Raw genomic sequence first — 17,960 nt, forward strand, 5'->3', positions numbered from 1 at the left:
GGGCGCGGCCGGACGGCGTCGGCGACGGCTGCCCCGGGGCGGACAAACTCACCACCGCCCCGGGGCAAAACTGCCCAGTGCAGGCCAGCGGGGGTGCCCAAACTCCCCCGGCGCAGGTCAGCGGCCTGCGGCGGGGTGAGGCGGGGTCAGGAGCGGCGCCACCAGACGCCGCGCCGCCGCCAGGCCGAACACCGCCGACGCCGCTCCGCAGACACCCTCCCCGCCTCGACCGCCGGCTCGCGCTCGATGCGCGGAGGAGGCACCCGGAATCAGCGGGCGAGGGTCACGGTCAGCATCTCGCCGGGGCAGCCGGCCTCCAGCCGCCCCATAGTCTCGCGCTCCCGGGCGTCCACGCGGGCCTGCTGCGTGAAGTTGGGGCGCTTGGAGACCAGGCCCGTCTCACGGCCTCGAACCGCGCGCCTGCCGGGCCTTCAGGGAGGATGGGCAGCTCACGCGGCCCGGCCTCGACCACCAGACGCGGCGCGGCAGCGACCGAAGCGACCGAGGCCTCCGGGACAACCGGCGCAGCGGCGGCGGGACCGATGGGGGGCGGTGGGGACGGGCTGCTCGGCGACGGCTCGGTCCTCGACCGGGGTCGGGGCTTGGGCCGGCTGCTCGAGTACGGCGGCAGGGCGAGTCAGGACCGGGGCCACCGCGACCGCCGGCTCGACGACCGGCGCGGCCGCCGGTGCCAGCGCCTGGACGGGCGCAACGGTGGCGGCCTGGTCGTCGGCCTTGGCGACGCGGACGGCGGCCGGAGTCGGGTCCAGCAGCGGGGCGATCCGCACGACGTCGCCCACCGACAGGCCCGAGCCCTTCGCGATGGCCGACGCCTGGGCGCCCTCGTACCCCGCGGCCCGGCCACGCGGCGCGAGCGCTGGGCGGTGAGCTTGTCCAGCTCCTTCTGCGCAGCTGCGACCTGCTTCTCCGCGGCCGTGATCTCGGTGCGCAGCTCGCGCAGACCGGCGAGCTCGGCGGTGTACGTCTTGCGGTCCATCAGCGGGTCACTCCCCCTCGGCGGCGGTGGCGGCCCGGTCGGCGGTGCCGGTGGTGGCATAGGCGATCGGACCGCCGGACACCGACGGCAGGCGGGTGCCGAGCAGCAGGCCCGTCAGGCGGGCGTCCTCGGCGTCAGAGCCGCCACGGTCCCAGCTCTTCACGCTTCGTCATACGTCGGCGGCCCGGTCAGGGTTTACCAGGAGGACGCGGAGAGAGGCGCGGTCCGTCGGTAGTCCGGCTCTGCGCAACCATGTGATCTTGTTGCCGATGTTGCCCCAGCAGTCGCCCTTGGCCGCGATGGCGCTGAGGAGTCGGTGCTGAGCGTCGGTGAGGGCCGCCTCGCCGGCGTTACCGTCGGGGAAGGCACGCAGCATGAACGGTCCCCAGTCGCGTTCGACGGTGAAGTCGTTGGCCATGGGCATCAGAGGCAAGGCAGCGTCGAGGATTCCCTCCAGGGTTGTGGTGCGGGCGAACAGGGCCTCGAGGAGGGTGAAGCGGAACCAGCCGCCAAGCTCGACAAAGCCGGACTGCCCCTGACGTCGGTAACCGGGCGAGTCCGGCTACCAGCCGCGCTGTTCCTTCCACCTCCGCTCGAACGCCTCCAGGCCGTCGCGGCCGAGCAGGTGCCGGTACCGACCGGTCGGGTACAGGCACGAATCCGTCTCGCAGACGGCGGACAGCCTCGCAAGACGCTCGGCGAGCTCCGCCGGGTCGATCCGAAGTCGCTCGCACAGGCCGCCGTGCACGGCGGCGATGGCCGAGCCGATCTCGCGCGATTCCTCGTCGTAGGTGCGCCAGTCCTGGCTCAGCACCCCGGCGAGGTAGTCCCAGCGCTCCGCGGTGTACTCGACCGCGTCCAGCAGCTCCACCGACGGCGGACGCGGCATTCCGGCCCGACTCGAACTCGTATGCACTTGAGAGGCCCGCGCCCGCGCTTCCAGGGGCATACTGGCCGGAATGACAAAATCTTCAGCAGGTCGCCGCCCCCTGCCCACCAGCCCCTTCAAGCCTCGGACAAAGGCGCCGCCCAAGCACTTCGCCGTCGGCGACCGGGTCACCCATGACAGGTACGGCCTCGGCCGAGTCATCGACGTCGAAGGTGACGGCGACATCGCGGTACTCGTCGACTTCGGATCACGGCAGGAACGCATCACCCACCCCTACACCACGATGTTCAAACTCTGACCCCGGACCCCCGGCGCTCGGCAGATTGCGCCACGCAGCACGCAGGCGGAGCACGCCGAGCGGGACGGTGGGACATCGTGCCGGTGTGACGTCGAGGGGGTGCGCTCCGACCGAGAACCACACGGCCGGCGGTCCCCACGTGCCGGGCCGGACGCCACAGCCGCCGGTGTCCTCGCCGTACCGCGAGGACACCGGCCACAGCTGCGCACGGGCTGCGGCCGGCGCATCGGAGCGGAGGGCGTTCACGGTCAGCCACCACTCCGGACCACGGAGTGGCACCGACGATGAGGTGAAGGTCGTCACCAGCGACAACCCCGCCGTCGCCGCCAAGGTCTGCCGCGACCTGGGACTGGCCGAGGGCGGCGCGCTGACCGGCACCGACCTCGACGCAGTCGACGAACCCCAACTCGCCGCAGCCATCGCACACACCACCGTCTTCGCCCGGGTCACCCCGGAGGACAAGGCCCGCATCGTGCACGCCCAACGGCACGGCGGCCGCGGGGTCGCCTTCCTCGGCGACGGCGTCAACGACGCACTCGCCCTGCACGCGGTCTACATGGGAATCTCGGTCGACTCGGCCACCGACGTCGCCAAGGACGCCGCCGACGTCATCCTGCTGGAGAAGGACCTCAACGTGCTCGCCGACGGCGTCGCCGAAGGGCGGAGGATCTTCGCCAACACCATCGAATACGTGCTGATGGGCACCTCCAGCAACTTCGGCAACATGGCCTCCGCCGCCGGCGCCTCGCTGTTCCTGCCCTTTCTGCCGATGCTTCCGCCTCAGATCCTGCTCAACAACCTGCTGTACGACACCACCAGCTGGCCATCCCCACCGACAACGTCGACGAGGAGCAGTTCCGCCGCCCCTCGCACTGGGAACATCGGCTTCATCTGCCGCTTCATGCTCTACTTCGGTCCGTTCAGCTCGGTCTTCGCCTTCCTCACCTTCGGGGTGATGCTCGGGGTCTTCCACTCCGGACCCGAGCAGTTCCGCTCCGGCTGGTTCGTCGAGTCCCTGGCCACCCGGACCCTGGTCATCTTCGCGATCCGTACCCGCCACATCCCGTTCTTCCGCATCCATCCCAGCCTGCCGCTCACCCTCGCGGCCCTCGGTGTCGTCACCGTCGGCACGCTCATCCCCGCCACGCCCGTGACCGCTACACTCGGCTTCCATCCCCTGCCGGGCGCGTTCTTCGCCGCGCTCGTTGGCATGGTCATCGGCTACCTCGCCCTGGTAGAGGTCGGCAAGCGGATCTTCTACGGCGCCGCTCCCGCCGTGCCGGGTGGGGCCCGTTACAGCAGTCGCCGCCACCCGCGCCGCCTACTTCACCACAGCCGGACGCCGGCACAACCGTCCTCCGCCGAACCATGACACACGGCCCCCGCCCCAGGAAAAGGCCGTTCCCCGCATCGCTGCGGGGAACGGCCTTCCGGCCTGCGTAGACGTAGCGCCGACCAGGGCAGCAGGATCTGAATCCACGCCCCCCGACCCCCATTCACCCTACGATCTTCCCGCCGAAAAGGCGGACATTTTTTCGATCACGGGTCGCAGAGCCAGGGATCCTGCCTCAGTGATCTGCATATTCGCCTCCTCGCGATCGTCCTACCGGTAACTCCTACCGGCACCTTCCAGGATACTCCGCATTGCGAGAATTCGAGCCCGCCGTACACATGAATCAGTATTTGAAAAAAATAGGGGAAATGCTGCTGCAGCGTACGCCGATCTACGTGGAGGCAAGGCAGGGAAGCCCGTCGAGCAGGACTGTTGCAAAGTCCGGTGATCTCGTGAGGTTGTGCAGGGTCGCCATGTTCTCGGGTCCACGGCCGGTACGGATCTTCGAGGCGTCCTCGGCGAAGGTGGTGTCGCGGACGAAGTGCAGCCGGTTCTCGATGGTCCGTTGCGACCTGGCGAGTTGGCCGAGGCGCTGGGGCGAGGCCTGGTGTGAGGTCAGGTCGGTGATCGCGTAGATGGTCTGGCGGCTGACGGTGCCGGTCTTGAAGTCGGTACGGTAGCGCAGGATGCGTGCGGCCTGGGCGGAGTGGGGGAAGTCCAGACCGAGGTTGGTGACGGTGAGGGCCCTGGTCACGCGGGTCTCCTTGCGGCCGTGGCCCATCTCGCGGTCGTAGCGGCGGGCGATGACGTCCTTCCAGGGCAACGCCCGGAGCCGGCGGTGCAGTTCGGGCTGGTTGCCCTTGACCACCAGCAGGTAGTGGGCTTTCTTCTCCTCGACCAGGAATCGGACGTGGCCGCGCTGGGTGTGCAGGGCATCGGCCGTGACCGTGATTCCGGTCAGGTCGTAGGGCGCCAGCAGCGCGGTGAAGCAGGTGATCTCATTGGTCTTGTCGGACACCCGCAGCTGGGTGACGGTCCGGCCGTCGCCGGTCATCGCGGCCAACAGGTGAGCGGCGGGCGAGGTGCCGTTTCGGGAGCCGCGAGTGGCTTTGCCGTCCACGGCGATCGAGTCCGAGCCGACCGGATCGGCGCCGGTCAGGCCGGCCGGACCGCCCGGGCAGACCAGGCCGATGACTCGCCGGATCGTGGCGGCGCTCGGTGCGACGCGCACGCCCAGTGCGCCCACGACCCTGGCGCCCAGCCGGGCCAGGGCGTGCTGCGGAGCGTTCGCGGACCACTGACCGATGGCCGCGTACGAGCGCGCACCGGCGACCACCGCTGAGCCCGAATCCACCGGGCTGTGACTGACGTGGGGACGGGATGACGCAGAGCGGCGGCACGCTATCAGAGAGCCAGCCCGTGGGCGGCAAGGAGCACTGCGGGCCCGTGCCGACCGACACCCTGGACGCTACGGCTGCAGACCGTGCGTCTGGGTCCGATTCAACAAGTCAGGAGCTTGGGCAAGAAGCCCCCGTCACTGCTCTGTCCGCCCGCCCGACCGGCGTGTGCTGCCTCCTGAAGCTTCCGGAAGGACAGCACCACCATCATGACCGATCAGCCCCGCGACGTCTTCGGCGGCGTCGACACCCACACCGACACCCACCACGCGGCCGTCGTCGACGCCCTGGGCAGGCACCTCGCCGATGCCCAGTTCCCCACCACCAGCGAGGGCTACCACGCCCTGCTGGCCTGGCTCCACTCCCCCGGCACCGTGAGCGTCGTGGGAGTGGAAGGCACCGGCTCCTACGGCACCCAACTCGCCCGAGTCCTGACCGCGGCCGGCCTGACCGTCTTCGACATCAACCGACCCGACCGGCGAATACGCCACCGGCAGGGCAAGTCCGACCCGATCGACGCCTACGCCGCCGCGCAGACCGTCGCCGCCGGCCGCGCCGACATCGTGCCCAAAGCCCACGACGGCGCCGCCGAGTCGCTTCGCGTCCTGCACAACGCCCGCACCTCCGCCGTCAAGGCTCGCACCCAGGCGATCAACCAGATCCGCAGCCTACTCATCACCGCCCCCGACGCCCTGCGCGCCCAACTGCGCGGCCTGGCCACAGCCGACCTGATCGCCACGTGCAGCCGCCTCCGGCCGGCCGACGACCTGGCCCACCCCGGCGGCCGCAGCGAAGTTCACCCTGCGCCGCCTGGCCCGCCGATACCTGGATCTGGACCGCGAAATCGCGGACTACGACGCCGAGTTGACATCACTCGCCACCCAGGCCGCCCCTGACCTCGTCGCCGTCAAGGGTGTCGGCCCCGAGACCGCCGCCCGCTTGCTGGCTGCCGTGGGCGACAACCCCGAACGTCTGCGCTCGGAGGCGGCCTTCGCCCACCTGTGCGGCGTCGCCCCCATCCCCGCATCATCCGGTCGGCGGGACCGCCACCGTCTCAACCGTGGCGGCAACCGGTCCGCCAACGCCGCCCTCTACCGCATCGTCGTCGTCCGGATGCGGCACGACCCGCGCACCCGCGACTACATCGCCCGCCGCACCGCACAGGGACTCCAGAAGAAGGACATCATCCGCTGCCTCAAGCGCTACGTAGCCCGCGAGGTTTTCAGGGCCCTGACCTGCGCAGACATCCCCAGAATCGACCTCGCACAGGCCGCTTGACAGACGATAGGAGCATCTCCGGCGGTTCAGGACGACTTGGGAAGGTCACCCCGTTCAACCGGAGCTTCGACGCGTTCGTGACGGGCCAGGCCCCGACCCTGCATCGCCATGACCTACGGACTCACACGCTCACCAGGACTGTTGAAACGGCCCTGGCCCGTCGAGGAAGAGGCTGCTGCAAGGAAGCCGAGGTGTCCATGGCGGAATTCGCACGGGAGAACCGTACGGCTGCGGCGGGCCGGCCGGTAGGGTTCGGCGAGCGGCTGCTGGACCAGGCTCACGAGATGCCGCCCCAGCTCATCGGTCCGTTGGTGGCGGAAGGGGTGGGGTACGCGCGATCGGTGGCCGGGACGTCTCGATCCTCCTGCAGGACTACGGCCAAGTCATCCTGGTACCGCTCCCGGGCAGAGGACTCACCGTCGGGGATCCGGTACCCATCGACGGTTCCCGGGCCGGCGAGGCGTTCCGCCATGCCGCCCCCGCCGAACACCCACAGGCTGACGGCACCTCGCCGGCGACAGCCTGGACTACGCCCTCAATGACGACATCCTGCATCTGGCCATGATCGATGCGATGGGCCACGGCTTGAACGCTGTCGTGCTGGCGACCGTCACCGTGGGCGCCTACCGGCATGCCAGGCGCGCCGGTGTCGGGCTCGCCGAACTGTATGCGTTCATGGACGCCGCCATCGACCGACAGTTCGGCCCCGACCACTTCGTCACAGCGCAGATGATGCGACTCGACATCGGAACGGGCCACCTTCAATGGGTCAACGCCGGCCACCCCGCGCCCCGCTGATCCGCGACCACCGGGTCATCCAGGCCCTGGACGGCCCCGGAACCCTGCCGGTCGGCGTCGGCGGTGACACACCGCAGATCACCACGCGGCAGCTCCGGCGCGGCGACCGGGTGCTGATCTACACCGACGGCCTCGTCGAGGAACACAAGACCGGAGGAGAGCAGTTCGGTGAGGAACGCCTGATCGCCGCCATCGAGCGCGTCGGGCCCGCCAGTGGCGGGGTGCAGGAGATGGTGCGGGACCTCTCCCACGCCCTGATGCGGGAGAGGGGTGGGACCACGGCCGATGACGCGAGCCCCTTCGTGGTCGAGTGGCGCGGCGGCACCGCCGATCACCTCGCCATGCCAGAACAGTAGGCGGCCCCTCAGCAGGGACCGGCCGCAGCCCCGCCCAACAGAACAGCGCACACACCATTCGGTCGAACGCTTCCTGCGACTCGCCGTCGCGCACGGATCAGGCCAACGAACTGGCCGTCGACAGCGACGGCCCCTCGAAGCTCGAGCGGGTAACACCACTGTCAGCCCCCTGCTCACCCGGGGCCCGGCTGTGGCCGGAGTACGGTGGAAGAACCCACCGTCCATGGCCAGTGGACAGCTGCGGTGCCCTGGCGGCGGTAGCCAGGTCGTCCACAAGCGAGCCCGAGGCAGGTGTTCGACATGACCGCGACCTTCGATCCCACCGCTGCCGACCCACCGGGGCCGGAACCGGCGGTCCGCCTCTCCCTGACACCCGAGGGCGCCACCCGGGGCCGGCTGGACGGGGCCTGGTGGCCGCACTCGCACGACCTCCTGCGTGAACTCCCCCCGCTGGCGGCGGCACTGGACCCCAAGTGGGGGAAGGTCACCCGTGTCACCGTGAATCCGACGCACTGGCCGGTCATCCCCCGGCGGGTCCCGGTCGCAGGCCACGTCATCCACGTCGGGTGGTTCGAACAGGAGCAGGACGCGGACGAGGTGATGGTGTGCTCCTTCATCCCTCTGCGCCTGGAGCTCCTGGTGATTCCCCCCGAGGCCGAGGCCTCCGCCGCCGAGTGGCTGATGACAGCGGCGTCCGACCCGGCCAACACGCGCACCGGCACCGACCTCCTGACAACCGCAGGTGTGCCGATCGCAGACCTACGGGCCGACGGGTGACGACGATCAGCGGCGGACGACACCATGCCGTTCGCCGCCGGCCCCGACCCTGACTTCCCGCCGTCGGCTCCCGCACCCGTCGGCACCACGGATCATGCAGGCAGAGCGCGGACATCGCCCGGGCATGCACCGCCGCGCGCCCAGATCATGCCTTGCTCCTCGGCAGCCTCGCAGTCGATGATCGGAGCCGTACCGCACGGAGGGACGTCCGGCGCAGGCACCGGTGATGCGGCGCGCCGCGACTGATCCCGCTACTCGCGCGACCACTCGGTTTCGGCCTGAGGCTCGCCGACCGAGTGTCGCCCCTCCCAGGCTCGGACCCTGATCGCCCGGGGGCCGGGAGCGGGGCTGGAGAGGGTGCGGACGAACACGTCCCGCAGGTGGTTGGCCGCCTGCTGGGGTGGCCCGTCGTATTCCAGGGGGTTCGGCATGGGAGCGCCGTCCTGCTGGGACCAGCGGCCGTCGTCGTCCTGGGTCTCGAGTATCCACCGGTAGTACCGCATCCTGGCCTCCCACTCCCGACGAGCCTGCGCCAGAACACGACCGTAGGGGCCGGACAGGCCGCCCGCGACCGGGGAGGCTTCCACCAGCACCGCCGCGTGGCCGGTTGTCGCGCCGAGTCGCCCGACCGACACACCGGGCGAGTGCAGCGCACACGCCCCCGATAGGGAATGGGAGACGCCCACAGACCTCGGAGGTTGCTGGTGTTCAAAGCAGGTGACATCCGGGAATGACGCGGCCACGACCTGCTCGACGCCGACCGCCGTGCCCAGCATGTGACGGCCCGGCGTGTGCCTTGCCCCGGGCGGGGGACACCATGCGTAACACTGTGTGCTGTGTCGAGTACAAGGCGGGGCGATGGCGATGCCCAGGAAGGCGGCGCGTCGAGCCCCGACGCCCTGCTGTCGGCGCTCGACGCGGAGCAGCTCGGGGTGTTGCGCCGGGTGGGGCTTGAGTGGGGTCGGGTTGCCGGGGATCCGCAGGCATGGCGACGTGCGCTGCCGGTGGATCCGGATCTCGGTCGTTATCCCGCTCCTTCTGAGGTCCTGCCGGTCCGCTTCGGTCGTTTCGTGCGGGTCGCCGCGGTTGGCGGACGACCACCGGCGGTTGAGGCGACCAGCGAGGACACACGGACTTCTCGGCTCGGCCGGGTCGGTTCCAGGGTCCGACACGTGTTGCTCGGGGCTCCGCTGAGGAGCACCGCGATCGCGCATGAGCGGATGCGCAAGCTGGTGGCGTTGCCGGTGCTCTCCGCCGACGCGCTCTCCTCGGTCGCGTACGGACCTGAGGCGATGCTGGCCGTTCTCGTCCTCGCCGGTGCCGCCGGGTTGCGGTACTCGGTGCCGATCGCCGTGACGATCGTGTTCCTGATGCTCGCGGTCGGGGTGTCCTACCGCCAGACGATCCGCGCCTATCCGCACGGCGGTGGTTCGTACATCGTCGCCACCGCCAACCTGGGCCGCGTTCCCGGGCTGGCGGCCGCTGCCGGACTGGTGACCGATTACATCCTCACGGTCGCGGTGTCGATCGCCTCCGGGATGGCGGCGGTCACCTCGGCGATCCCCTCGCTCGAACCCGATATCGTGCCGATCGGCGTCGTCGTGATCGCTGTGCTGCTCGCCGGGAACCTGCGCGGTGTGCGGCAGGCGGGTGCGCTGTTCGCCGCACCGACGTACGCCTTCGTCCTCGCGGTCCTCGCACTCGTCGCCGTGGGTCTGTCCGATGCGGCCGGCCACGGTTTCCACCCGTCGGCGACACCACAGCCGACCGCGACCGAGGGCATCAGCCTGCTCCTGGTCCTGCGTGCCTTCGCCTCCGGCTCGACGGCGATGACAGGCATCGAGGCGATCTCCAATGCGGTGCCCGCCTTCCAGCCGACCGAGTGGCGCAACGCCCGCACGACACTGACCTGGATGGTCGGCCTGCTCGTCGCCCTGTTCGCGGGCACGATCGCTCTGGTCCACCTCGACGGCGTCGTGCCCCGTGCGAACGAGACGGTGCTGTCACAGCTCGCCCATCACACCTTCGGCTCGGGTTTCTTCTACGTCTTCACCCAGGCCGCCACTGCCGCGATCCTGCTCCTCGCCGCCAACACCGCCTACAACGACTTCCCCCGCGTCCTGTACCTGCTGGCGCGCGACCGCCAGGCACCGCGGATCTTCCTGAGGCTGGGCGACCGCCTGGCCTTCAGCAACGGGATCATCCTGCTCTCCGTCGCGGCGGCGGCGATCTACGCGGCGTTCGGCGGCAAGACCGGCCCCCTGATCCCGCTCTATGCCGTCGGTGTCTTCCTCGCCTTCACACTGTCACAGACAGGCATGGTCGTGCACTGGTGGCGCCTGCGCGACCGCCACTGGCGCAAGAGCCTGGCCTTCAACGCCACCGGCGCCCTGCTCTCGGCGATCGTCTTCGTCACCGCCGGCATCACGAAGTTCACCGAGGGCGCCTGGTTCGCCGTGCTCACGGTGGGACTGTTCATCCTGGTGACAACACGAATCCGGCACCACTACGACACGGTCGGCGCGGCGATCGCCCTGCATCCCCATGCCGTCGAAGTCCCCAGCCGTACCATCACACCGCCGCGTTCGGGGGACGGCGCAACACGAGGCACCTCACAGACACCGGGCACCGCGCCCGGAGCGCCGTTCGAGACCACGGCCGAAGCGGAGAGCGAGGAGACTCCCGAGGAGATCCACCCCCTGTCGATCGTGCCGATCGCCGCACTGGACCAGGCCGGCATGCGAGCCTTGGCCTACGCCGCCTCGCTCCGGCAGCCCGTCCTCGCGCTCCACATCAGCCCCAGTTCGGACGAGGCCCAACGCTTCCGCGAGTACTGGAACCTGTGGGGCGACCACCTGCCGTTGAAGATCGTCCTCTCCCCCTATCGCGCGATCGTCGCACCGCTGGTCAACTACATCGAGTCGCTGCACCACCAGCGCCCGGACCTCACCCTGACCGTCATCCTCCCGGAGATCGTCGTACGGCACTGGCGCCACCGCCTCCTGCACAACCGACTCGCGGCCAGGCTACGGAGGGCGCTGCGCCCCCTGCCGAAGGTCGTCGTCACGACCGTCCCGTTCCACGTGTAGCACAGCGGCGGCACCGACAAACCCGACGTGTCCGACCGCGCACAGCGGCACATCCGCTTCGTCGGGCCACCGGGACGGTCCCTCGTCCGCCCTGGAAAAGCCGACCTTCGGCAAGGGCGGACGCAACGGATAGTCGGCCCCGGGCCGACCAGGGCACGGAGGTGGATACCAGGCCCCGTGGGCGGGCATGACAGGGCTCCGGTGGTGGCCCCGGACTCAATCTTGGACAATCAGGTCATGGCAGGCCTTGAGGCGAACCCCGGAACAGTGCACCTGGCCCATGGGGCGGGATACGTCAGCCCCGGCGTTGCGCTCGACGAGTCGGTCGGGGGCATTATTCGTATCGACGAGCACGGATGGGTGCACGTTACTCAGAAGGACGGATCTCGGGTGTCGTTCCCGCCGCATGCTGTGGAACGCATCAACTGGGGCGAGCCCGCTTCCCAGTAGGGCTTTGGTCAGGTTCGTGACGGTGTGGGTATGTCGCGGTGGCAGGTGGGGCAGGCGCCGGCCCAGGTCCCGAGAAGTATCTGCAGCTCGCGGACGACCTGGTAGAGGCTCAGACCGGCCCCGAGTCCTTGGGGGCGGTGGCCAGTCTGCGCAGGGCGCGGAAGGCGCGGGCGAGTGACACGAGGGTGACGTGATGGTGCCAGCCGGTGAACGTGCGGCCCTCGAAGTGGGCCAGACCGAGAGCCTGCTTCATCTCCCGGTAATCATGCTCAACGCGCCAGCGGAGCTTGGCCATTCGCACCAGAGTGGTCAGCGGGATGTCGGCGGGCAGGGCTCGTGTTGTCACCCGCTGTCCAACGGGCACGGCCGCCCCGTCGCACGCGGAGGCGCCCGTGTCGTGCCAGTGAGCACGCCGCGGGGCGCATTGTTCAGCCACGGCCGCCGGCCCGCCACCGCAAGCCGGCGGTGCGCCCCGGTGGGCGGGCCTGTCGGGGCGGAACCGGGTTGTCGTGACTGGAGGGTGGCCGCTGTGACGGATGACGCCCCCGGGGCGGTCGTCCCGGCCCGGATCGGCGGGCTGGCTCATCCGGTGTCTCCTTTCGGAGTCTTGTCGTCGACGATCTCCGCATCGACGACCTCCTCCTCATCGCCGTTCTGTGTCGGGCCGGTACCGGCCGCGGCTTGGGGGCCGCCGGCCTGGGCGTAGAGGGCGGTGCCGATCTTCTGTGCGACGGTGGCCGCGCGCTCCATCGAGGTGCGGATGGCCGGGCTGTCCTCGCCCTTGAGCTTGTCCTTCAGGTCCGCCAGGGCCTCGTTCACCTCGGACGTGACGTCTGACGGGATCTTGTCCGGGTTGTCCCGGAGGAGTTTCTCGGTGGAGTAGACGAGGTGTTCGGCCTGGTTGCGGGTCTCGGCGGCCTCCTTGCGGCGACGGTCCTCCTCGGCGTGCTGCTCGGCCTCGCGCATCATGCGCTCGATGTCCTGCTTGGGCAGGGAGGAGCCGCCGGTGACGGTCATCCTCTGTTCCCGTCCGGTGCCGAGGTCCTTGGCGGCGACGTGCATGATGCCGTTGGCGTCGATGTCGAAGGTGACCTCGATCTGCGGCAGGCCGCGCGGCGCCGGCGGCAGGCCGGTCAGCTCGAACATGCCGAGCTTCTTGTTGTACGCGGCGATCTCGCGCTCGCCCTGGTAGACCTGGATCTGCACGGACGGCTGGTTGTCCTCGGCCGTGGTGAAGATCTCGGAGCGCCGGGTGGGGATCGTGGTGTTGCGCTCGATCAGCTTGGTCATGATGCCGCCCTTGGTCTCGATGCCGAGGGACAGCGGGGTGACGTCCAGCAGCAGGACGTCCTTGACCTCACCCTTGAGGACACCGGCCTGCAGGGAGGCGCCGACGGCGACGACCTCGTCCGGGTTGACGCCCTTGTGCGGGTCCTTGCCGGTCAGCTCCTTCACCAGACCGGTGACAGCCGGCATGCGGGTCGAACCGCCGACGAGGATGACGTGGTCGATGTCGGACACCTTGATCCCGGCGTCCTTCACCGCCTGGTGGAACGGGGTCTTGCAGCATTCCAGCAGGTCGGCGGTGAGCTGCTCGAACTGGGCGCGGGTGAGCTTCTCGTCCAGGTGCAGCGCGCCCTCGGCGGAGGCACTGATGTAGGGCAGATTGATCGTCGTCTCGCTCGTCGAGGACAGCTCGATCTTGGCCTTCTCGGCGGCCTCGCGCAGCCGCTGCGCGGCCATCTTGTCCTTCGACAGGTCGATGCCGTAGCCGTTCCTGAACTGCTGGACGAGGTGGTCGACGATCTTCTGGTCCCAGTCGTCGCCGCCGAGGTGGGTGTCGCCGTTGGTGGCCTTCACCTCCACCACGCCCTCGCCGATCTCCAGCAGGGAGACGTCGAAGGTGCCGCCGCCGAGGTCGAAGACCAGGATCGTCTGGTCACTCTCCTTGTCCAGCCCGTACGCGAGGGCCGCGGCGGTCGGCTCGTTGACGATGCGCAGCACCTTCAGGCCGGCGATCTCCCCGGCTTCCTTGGTGGCGGTGCGCTGGGAGTCGTTGAAGTAGGCGGGGACGGTGACGACGGCGTCGGTGACGTCTTCGCCGAGGTAGGCCTCGGCGTCGCGCTTGAGCTTCTGCAGTACGCGGGCGGAGATCTCCTGCGCCGTGTAGCGTTTTCCCTCGACGTCGCCGGTGTCGGGGAAGCGCCAGTGCGGGTCGCCCATGCGGCGCTTGACGGAGCGGGCGGTGCGGTCCACGTTCGTGACGGCCTGGCGTTTGGCGACTTCGCCGACCAGCACGTCGCCGCCCTTGGCGAACGCCACGACTGACGGGGTGGTGCGCGCCCCTTCCGCGTTGGGGATGACGGTGGGCTCGCCCCCCTCCAGGACACAGACGACGGAGTTCGTGGTGCCCAGATCGATACCGACGGAGCGAGCCATCGCGGGGTCTCCTCCCGCACGAGCGGATTCCTTGAGCCAACCCCCTCTGCCTCACTCGTAAAACGTGAATTGCTCGGTGTCAAGGGCTTGCGGGAGTCCGTTGGCGGGGGCCCGCGCCGGACCGCTGGGGCGGTGGCCCGCGCTGTTCAGTGTCGGGCCGCCCGCCGCGGGGCGGGAGGGGCCCCGGATCGGGGAACGTCAGGGGGTGCCGTCGTGGACGCGCCATTCAAGTATGCGGCGGTGTGGCTGCGGCGAACCGGTGATGCTGCCTGGGGTGAGCGTGCTGGCCCGCCAGCTGTCTGAGGCGTGGGCCCGGCGGCCACCGCCCCATGGCCCTCCAGCTTCCCCGGCACCGGCCCACGCCCGGGGAAGCGGTACTGGCCCGACCGCCGTGGATGCCCGGGCCGGGCACCGCAGCGTTAGTGCGGCATGACGAACGCGCCGAAACCGGGGGCGAGCGGCCCTCGCGCGGCGCCGGACGGCGGCACGGTGACCGGGTGCTGTGCTTCACCGACGGCCTGGTCGAGGAGCGCGAGGCCGGCGGGGAGCAGTTCGGGGAGGAACGGCTCATCGACTGGGTCAACCGCGTCGAGCGCTCGCAGGACGGGGTGCGGGCCGTGGTCCGCGCGCTCTCCCACGTCCTGAAGGAGAAGCGGGGCGGGCGCACGAGCGACGACGCCACCCCGTTCCTGATCGAGTGGCGCTGAGAGGGTCGGCACCCTCCACCACGGCTTTCGTGACCGGCCGGGCCGGCCCGGTGCGGGCGGAGTACCGTGGGGATATCGGGGCGGCCGGAGCCGCCGCTCCCCCGAGGGTCGGCTCTCGCTCAGCGGGGGCTGGGCCGCGTCCGCGGATAGGTGGCGGGCCATGTCGGACGAAGCCGGTGCTGCGTTCCCGGGACTTCTGCCGGACCGGTTCCGGCAGGCGACGAAGCCGGGGACGGTCCTGTTGCGGCTGGAGACCACACAGTCGCGCGAGGGCGTGCTCGACGGAGCGTGGTGGCCGCGTTCACGGGACGTCAGCACCGAACTGCCTGGTCTGGTCAGGGCGTTGACCGAACACCTCGGCCCCGTCGCGAGCGTCGGCCTGGACACGGAAGCCTGGGACGACGTACCGGCCCGGCTGGTCGTCGACGGCCGGTCGGTGCACATCGACCGCTACCCGGTCGGCGACGACACGGTGATCATCACACGGGGCGACCGCGACCACTTCAGCCTGCTCGTCGTCCCCCCGCAGGCGAGCCAGGAGGCGGCCCTGGCCGCGATGGCCCGCGCGGTCGAGGCCGGCGGAAGCGACTCGGCACGGCAGATCCTCGTCGCCACCGGCATCGGCTCCGAGCCACCGGGCGAAGCGTCCTGAGGAACGGCCTCGTGGGCCCGGCTCCTTCAGCGGACAGGAAAGGCGGGACGCAGAGATGTCCGTCTACGTGAAACTCTCGGCCGACGCCCGGGCGCCGGCGGAGCCCTCGAAGGGACCGCTGGACCTGCAGTACGAGGACGGTCCGGATGGCGTCACCTTCGAGTACGACCTGCACCCGAGCGGTGCGCTGCGCGTCCTGCGGGTCTTCGAGGACACGCCGCACCGGATCGAGGCGTGCTTCAGCTCCGGGGCGTGGCTCCAGGTCGTGGGCACCTACCTGCGAAGCGGCTCCCAGTACTGACGGGAGTACTGACGGCGATCCGCACCGGGCGAACCGCAGGCCCTCGGCGGCGGTCGCCCCGGTCGCTCAGGGGTGCGCGGACCGGCCCCCGTGCCGGAACCCCCCTCTCACGGGCCAACCGGGTCGCCCGGGTGTCGAGCTCGCTGATCCGCTCCGCGTCCTCACTGGCCTCGGGCCGTTGGAGCACCGGCAGTTTCAGCTCGCCCGGGATCCGGGCGAGCCTCCCGTCGCGGCCCACGCCGAAGTCGACGGTCGCCAGGTAGGCGTCCTCGGTCGCCGCGCTGGTGCGCGGGTCCGGCCCGGCCGTGGCACAGGACAGCAGCACGCGGGCCTGGCGCTTGACGGGCTTGCTCTCCTGCCCGTAGCCGGCCGGGCTCTGCTCCTGCCGGTGGTACAGGACGGCGGACAGGACGGACACCACCCGCCGGCCGGCGACCGCGAAGCTGTCGCGGCGAAGGCCCGGACAGTCGCCGACCGGCGCGTTCGAGGCCACCCAGGTCAGTCCGCCGGACAACTCGGCGTTCAGGGCGTTGTCCGTCTGGTCGTAGAGCCGATCGCCGTCGCCCTCGTCGAAGCGGTAATACGCGAGCAGACCCGGCTCGTTGCCGATGAGCGAGGTACCCATCTCACGCTTGAGCTCCTCCCCGCCCCTCGCCCGGTTCCAGATCCGGACCTCGTCCAGCTCCATCCGGCCCGGACGTCCGATCGCCTTGCCGAGCGTCAGGATCCCCGTCCCCGCGTACGCGCCGCCGGCGGTCCGCCGCTCGATCTCCACACCGTCGCGGTAGACCACCTGCCGACGCGAGGCGCGCTCGTGGACACAGGCCCAGTGGTGCCAGTCGGCGTCGGTGAACTTCTGTGTGGTCTTCAGGTCGTCCTTGTAGAAGGCAAAGGCGAAGGAGTTGTCGGAGCGGAAGCCGATCTGCAGGCTCTGGCGGCTCTTGCCCTTCGGATCGCCGTGCCCGACGGCGAAGTCGTCACGACCGCCGACCTCGGTGCGGCGCACCCAGAACTCCACCGTGAAGTCGCCCCCGGCGAGCGGGGCGTCGCGCCGGGTCTCGGCGAAGTCCTGCGCCCCGTCGAAGCTCATCGCCGCGCCGGCGTACCCGTCGGCGCCCGCCACCGGCACCAACGGCTGCCCGGTGAACGGGCAGGCGCCCGGCCCCCGTTCGTAGACCGTGTCCCGGTAGCGCGGGTCGGGGCTGGTCCAGGCCTGGGAGCCCTGAGTGTTGAACAGCCCGTCCTTGCCCTGTTCGACGTTGAAGGCGTCGATCCGCCCGGTCGCGTCGTTGTGCGCGAAGATCTGCCAGCGCTGCTGCCCGTGCACGGTGGTCGGCACCAGCAGCGCCGTGAACCGGCCGTCCGAGAGGTTCCGGACGAACGACAGCTCCTGCGTCGGCTCGTGGAACGGCCGGCCCGCCATGTCCGCCGTGCCCAGGCTGTCCTTGGCCGAGTGCGGCCGGGTCCGGTGTCGGCTGCGCCGGTAGCGCACCTCCAGCACCGGCTTCAACTCGCCCTCGGCCAACAGGAACCGGTCACAGAGCAGGGTGTCGGCGACCAGTGGCACCTTCGCGCCGACGGCGTCCCGCACGTAGTCCGTACGGGACGCGTCACCGGAGGAGCCGCCGCCGGTCCGCACGAGGACGGCGTCGGGGTGTCCGGCGCCGACGGACTGGCGCAGCACCACCAGGTGGGTGCCGTCGGAGACCACCTGGAACGGAGCATCGGCCGTCAACCGGGCCGTGGACGACAGGAAGGCGTCGATCTCCGCCTCCTCCAGCCGCTCGCCGGTCGCCGGTCGCCGCCTCGATCCGTCCGCCGCGCTTCACCACCGGCAGCGCCACGGCCCCCGCCACCGCGTAGCCCACCTCGGCGACCTCGGACGGGAACCGCAGCAGGACGGGGTTCTCCGACCAGTACGTCGTGTCCAGCTCGCCCTTCGTCTCGTCGTGCCGGCTGAGGTCCAGCACGGAGTAGACGATGCGCCGATCTTCGTCCATGGCGAAGGCGACCGTCGTGCCCTGATGCCGAACAGTCGTCGTATGCAGGTAAGAACGGTCGCTGTAGGCCTTGAGCAGGTGCTGGTTGTCGGACACGAGGGGCTCCTGGAACGCCGGTTGCGGTGACCACATCAGCTCTGCGCCCGGAACCATCCGCGACCCTTCGTGCACACAGTGCAACCGCAGTGTCGCAGGGGGT

15 protein-coding genes and 4 pseudogenes are annotated in these 17,960 nt (G+C 70.3%); 9 read left to right on the forward strand and 10 right to left on the reverse strand.

Features of this window, described 5'->3' with window-relative positions; all coding sequences use genetic code 11:
• Positions 1–449: 449 nt before the first annotated feature.
• The 4 genes from KS423_RS09150 to KS423_RS09165 all read right to left on the reverse strand — a co-directional run bounded on the left by KS423_RS09150 (position 450) and on the right by KS423_RS09165 (position 1,886).
• Complete coding sequence (locus tag KS423_RS09150; RefSeq protein ID WP_224277032.1) at positions 450–800, reverse strand: hypothetical protein; 351 nt, start codon at positions 798–800, stop codon at positions 450–452.
• Positions 801–1,004: 204 nt separating this feature from the next.
• Positions 1,005–1,160 (reverse strand): hypothetical protein, encoded by a 156-nt coding sequence (locus KS423_RS09155; RefSeq protein ID WP_224277034.1) that lies wholly within the window; start codon positions 1,158–1,160, stop codon positions 1,005–1,007.
• Positions 1,161–1,166: 6 nt separating this feature from the next.
• Positions 1,167–1,415, reverse strand: a complete 249-nt coding sequence (locus tag KS423_RS09160) for a hypothetical protein (protein ID WP_224277036.1) — start codon at positions 1,413–1,415, stop codon at positions 1,167–1,169.
• 144 nt (positions 1,416–1,559) lie between these two features.
• Positions 1,560–1,886 carry a hypothetical protein gene (locus tag KS423_RS09165; RefSeq protein ID WP_224277038.1) on the reverse strand — a complete coding sequence of 109 codons (327 nt, stop codon included), beginning with the start codon at positions 1,884–1,886 and terminating at the stop codon, positions 1,560–1,562.
• Positions 1,887–1,956: 70 nt separating this feature from the next.
• Between KS423_RS09165 and KS423_RS09170 the strand changes: the two genes are divergently transcribed.
• A complete protein-coding gene (locus KS423_RS09170; RefSeq protein WP_224277040.1) occupies positions 1,957–2,184 on the forward strand; it encodes a hypothetical protein in 228 nt (75 codons plus the stop codon).
• Between the two features lie 289 nt (positions 2,185–2,473).
• Positions 2,474–3,556 (forward strand): HAD-IC family P-type ATPase, encoded by a 1,083-nt coding sequence (locus KS423_RS09175; RefSeq protein ID WP_224277042.1) that lies wholly within the window; start codon positions 2,474–2,476, stop codon positions 3,554–3,556.
• Positions 3,557–3,908: 352 nt separating this feature from the next.
• On the opposite strand, the gene KS423_RS09180 is transcribed toward KS423_RS09175, so the two are convergent.
• The gene (locus KS423_RS09180; protein ID WP_224277043.1) at positions 3,909–4,871 is read right to left on the reverse strand and encodes an ISAs1 family transposase; all 963 of its coding nucleotides are present in this window, start codon (positions 4,869–4,871) and stop codon (positions 3,909–3,911) included.
• A 252-nt stretch (positions 4,872–5,123) separates the two neighbouring features.
• Here KS423_RS09180 and KS423_RS09185 point away from each other — a divergent pair.
• From KS423_RS09185 to KS423_RS09195, 3 genes and pseudogenes are all read left to right on the forward strand, one after another.
• A pseudogene (locus tag KS423_RS09185) lies at positions 5,124–6,192 on the forward strand (IS110 family transposase).
• A gap of 197 nt (positions 6,193–6,389) precedes the next feature.
• A pseudogene (locus KS423_RS09190) lies at positions 6,390–7,346 on the forward strand (PP2C family protein-serine/threonine phosphatase).
• Between the two features lie 300 nt (positions 7,347–7,646).
• Positions 7,647–8,123 carry a DUF5994 family protein gene (locus KS423_RS09195; RefSeq protein WP_224277045.1) on the forward strand — a complete coding sequence of 159 codons (477 nt, stop codon included), beginning with the start codon at positions 7,647–7,649 and terminating at the stop codon, positions 8,121–8,123.
• A 251-nt stretch (positions 8,124–8,374) separates the two neighbouring features.
• Here KS423_RS09195 and KS423_RS09200 read toward each other — a convergent pair whose 3' ends face one another.
• Positions 8,375–8,758, reverse strand: a complete 384-nt coding sequence (locus KS423_RS09200; protein ID WP_224277047.1) for a hypothetical protein — start codon at positions 8,756–8,758, stop codon at positions 8,375–8,377.
• Positions 8,759–9,343: 585 nt separating this feature from the next.
• On the opposite strand from KS423_RS09200, the gene KS423_RS09205 reads away from it, so the two are divergent.
• Positions 9,344–11,212: an APC family permease gene (locus tag KS423_RS09205; protein ID WP_224277071.1), complete on the forward strand. Its 1,869-nt coding sequence runs from the start codon at positions 9,344–9,346 to the stop codon at positions 11,210–11,212.
• 559 nt (positions 11,213–11,771) lie between these two features.
• Here the strand turns inward: KS423_RS09205 and KS423_RS48450 are convergent.
• Together KS423_RS48450 and dnaK are read right to left on the reverse strand one after the other, a co-directional pair.
• Positions 11,772–12,149, reverse strand: a pseudogene (locus tag KS423_RS48450) (transposase); the annotation flags it as partial.
• 95 nt (positions 12,150–12,244) lie between these two features.
• The gene (gene dnaK / locus KS423_RS09215) at positions 12,245–14,101 is read right to left on the reverse strand and encodes a molecular chaperone DnaK (RefSeq protein WP_224277049.1); all 1,857 of its coding nucleotides are present in this window, start codon (positions 14,099–14,101) and stop codon (positions 12,245–12,247) included.
• Between the two features lie 449 nt (positions 14,102–14,550).
• Here dnaK and KS423_RS09220 point away from each other — a divergent pair.
• The 3 genes and pseudogenes from KS423_RS09220 to KS423_RS09230 form a co-directional block, all read left to right on the forward strand.
• Positions 14,551–14,808: pseudogene (locus tag KS423_RS09220) on the forward strand (SpoIIE family protein phosphatase); the annotation flags it as partial.
• Between the two features lie 160 nt (positions 14,809–14,968).
• Positions 14,969–15,460: a DUF5994 family protein gene (locus KS423_RS09225; protein WP_224277051.1), complete on the forward strand. Its 492-nt coding sequence runs from the start codon at positions 14,969–14,971 to the stop codon at positions 15,458–15,460.
• Positions 15,461–15,515: 55 nt separating this feature from the next.
• A complete protein-coding gene (locus KS423_RS09230; protein ID WP_224277053.1) occupies positions 15,516–15,761 on the forward strand; it encodes a hypothetical protein in 246 nt (81 codons plus the stop codon).
• On the opposite strand, the gene KS423_RS47960 is transcribed toward KS423_RS09230, so the two are convergent.
• Together KS423_RS47960 and KS423_RS09240 are read right to left on the reverse strand one after the other, a co-directional pair.
• Positions 15,700–17,472 (reverse strand): LamG domain-containing protein, encoded by a 1,773-nt coding sequence (locus KS423_RS47960; RefSeq protein ID WP_224277055.1) that lies wholly within the window; start codon positions 17,470–17,472, stop codon positions 15,700–15,702. The two genes, KS423_RS09230 and KS423_RS47960, sit on opposite strands and share 62 nt — an antisense overlap.
• Entirely contained in the window at positions 17,372–17,857 is a 486-nt protein-coding gene (locus tag KS423_RS09240) for a hypothetical protein (RefSeq protein WP_224277057.1), read from the reverse strand. Before KS423_RS09240 ends, KS423_RS47960 begins: the two co-directional genes overlap by 101 nt.
• Positions 17,858–17,960 lie beyond the last annotated feature (103 nt).

It is taken from the genome of Streptomyces sp. LS1784 (genome assembly GCF_020103755.1).
Classification (GTDB): Bacteria; Actinomycetota; Actinomycetes; order Streptomycetales; family Streptomycetaceae; genus Kitasatospora.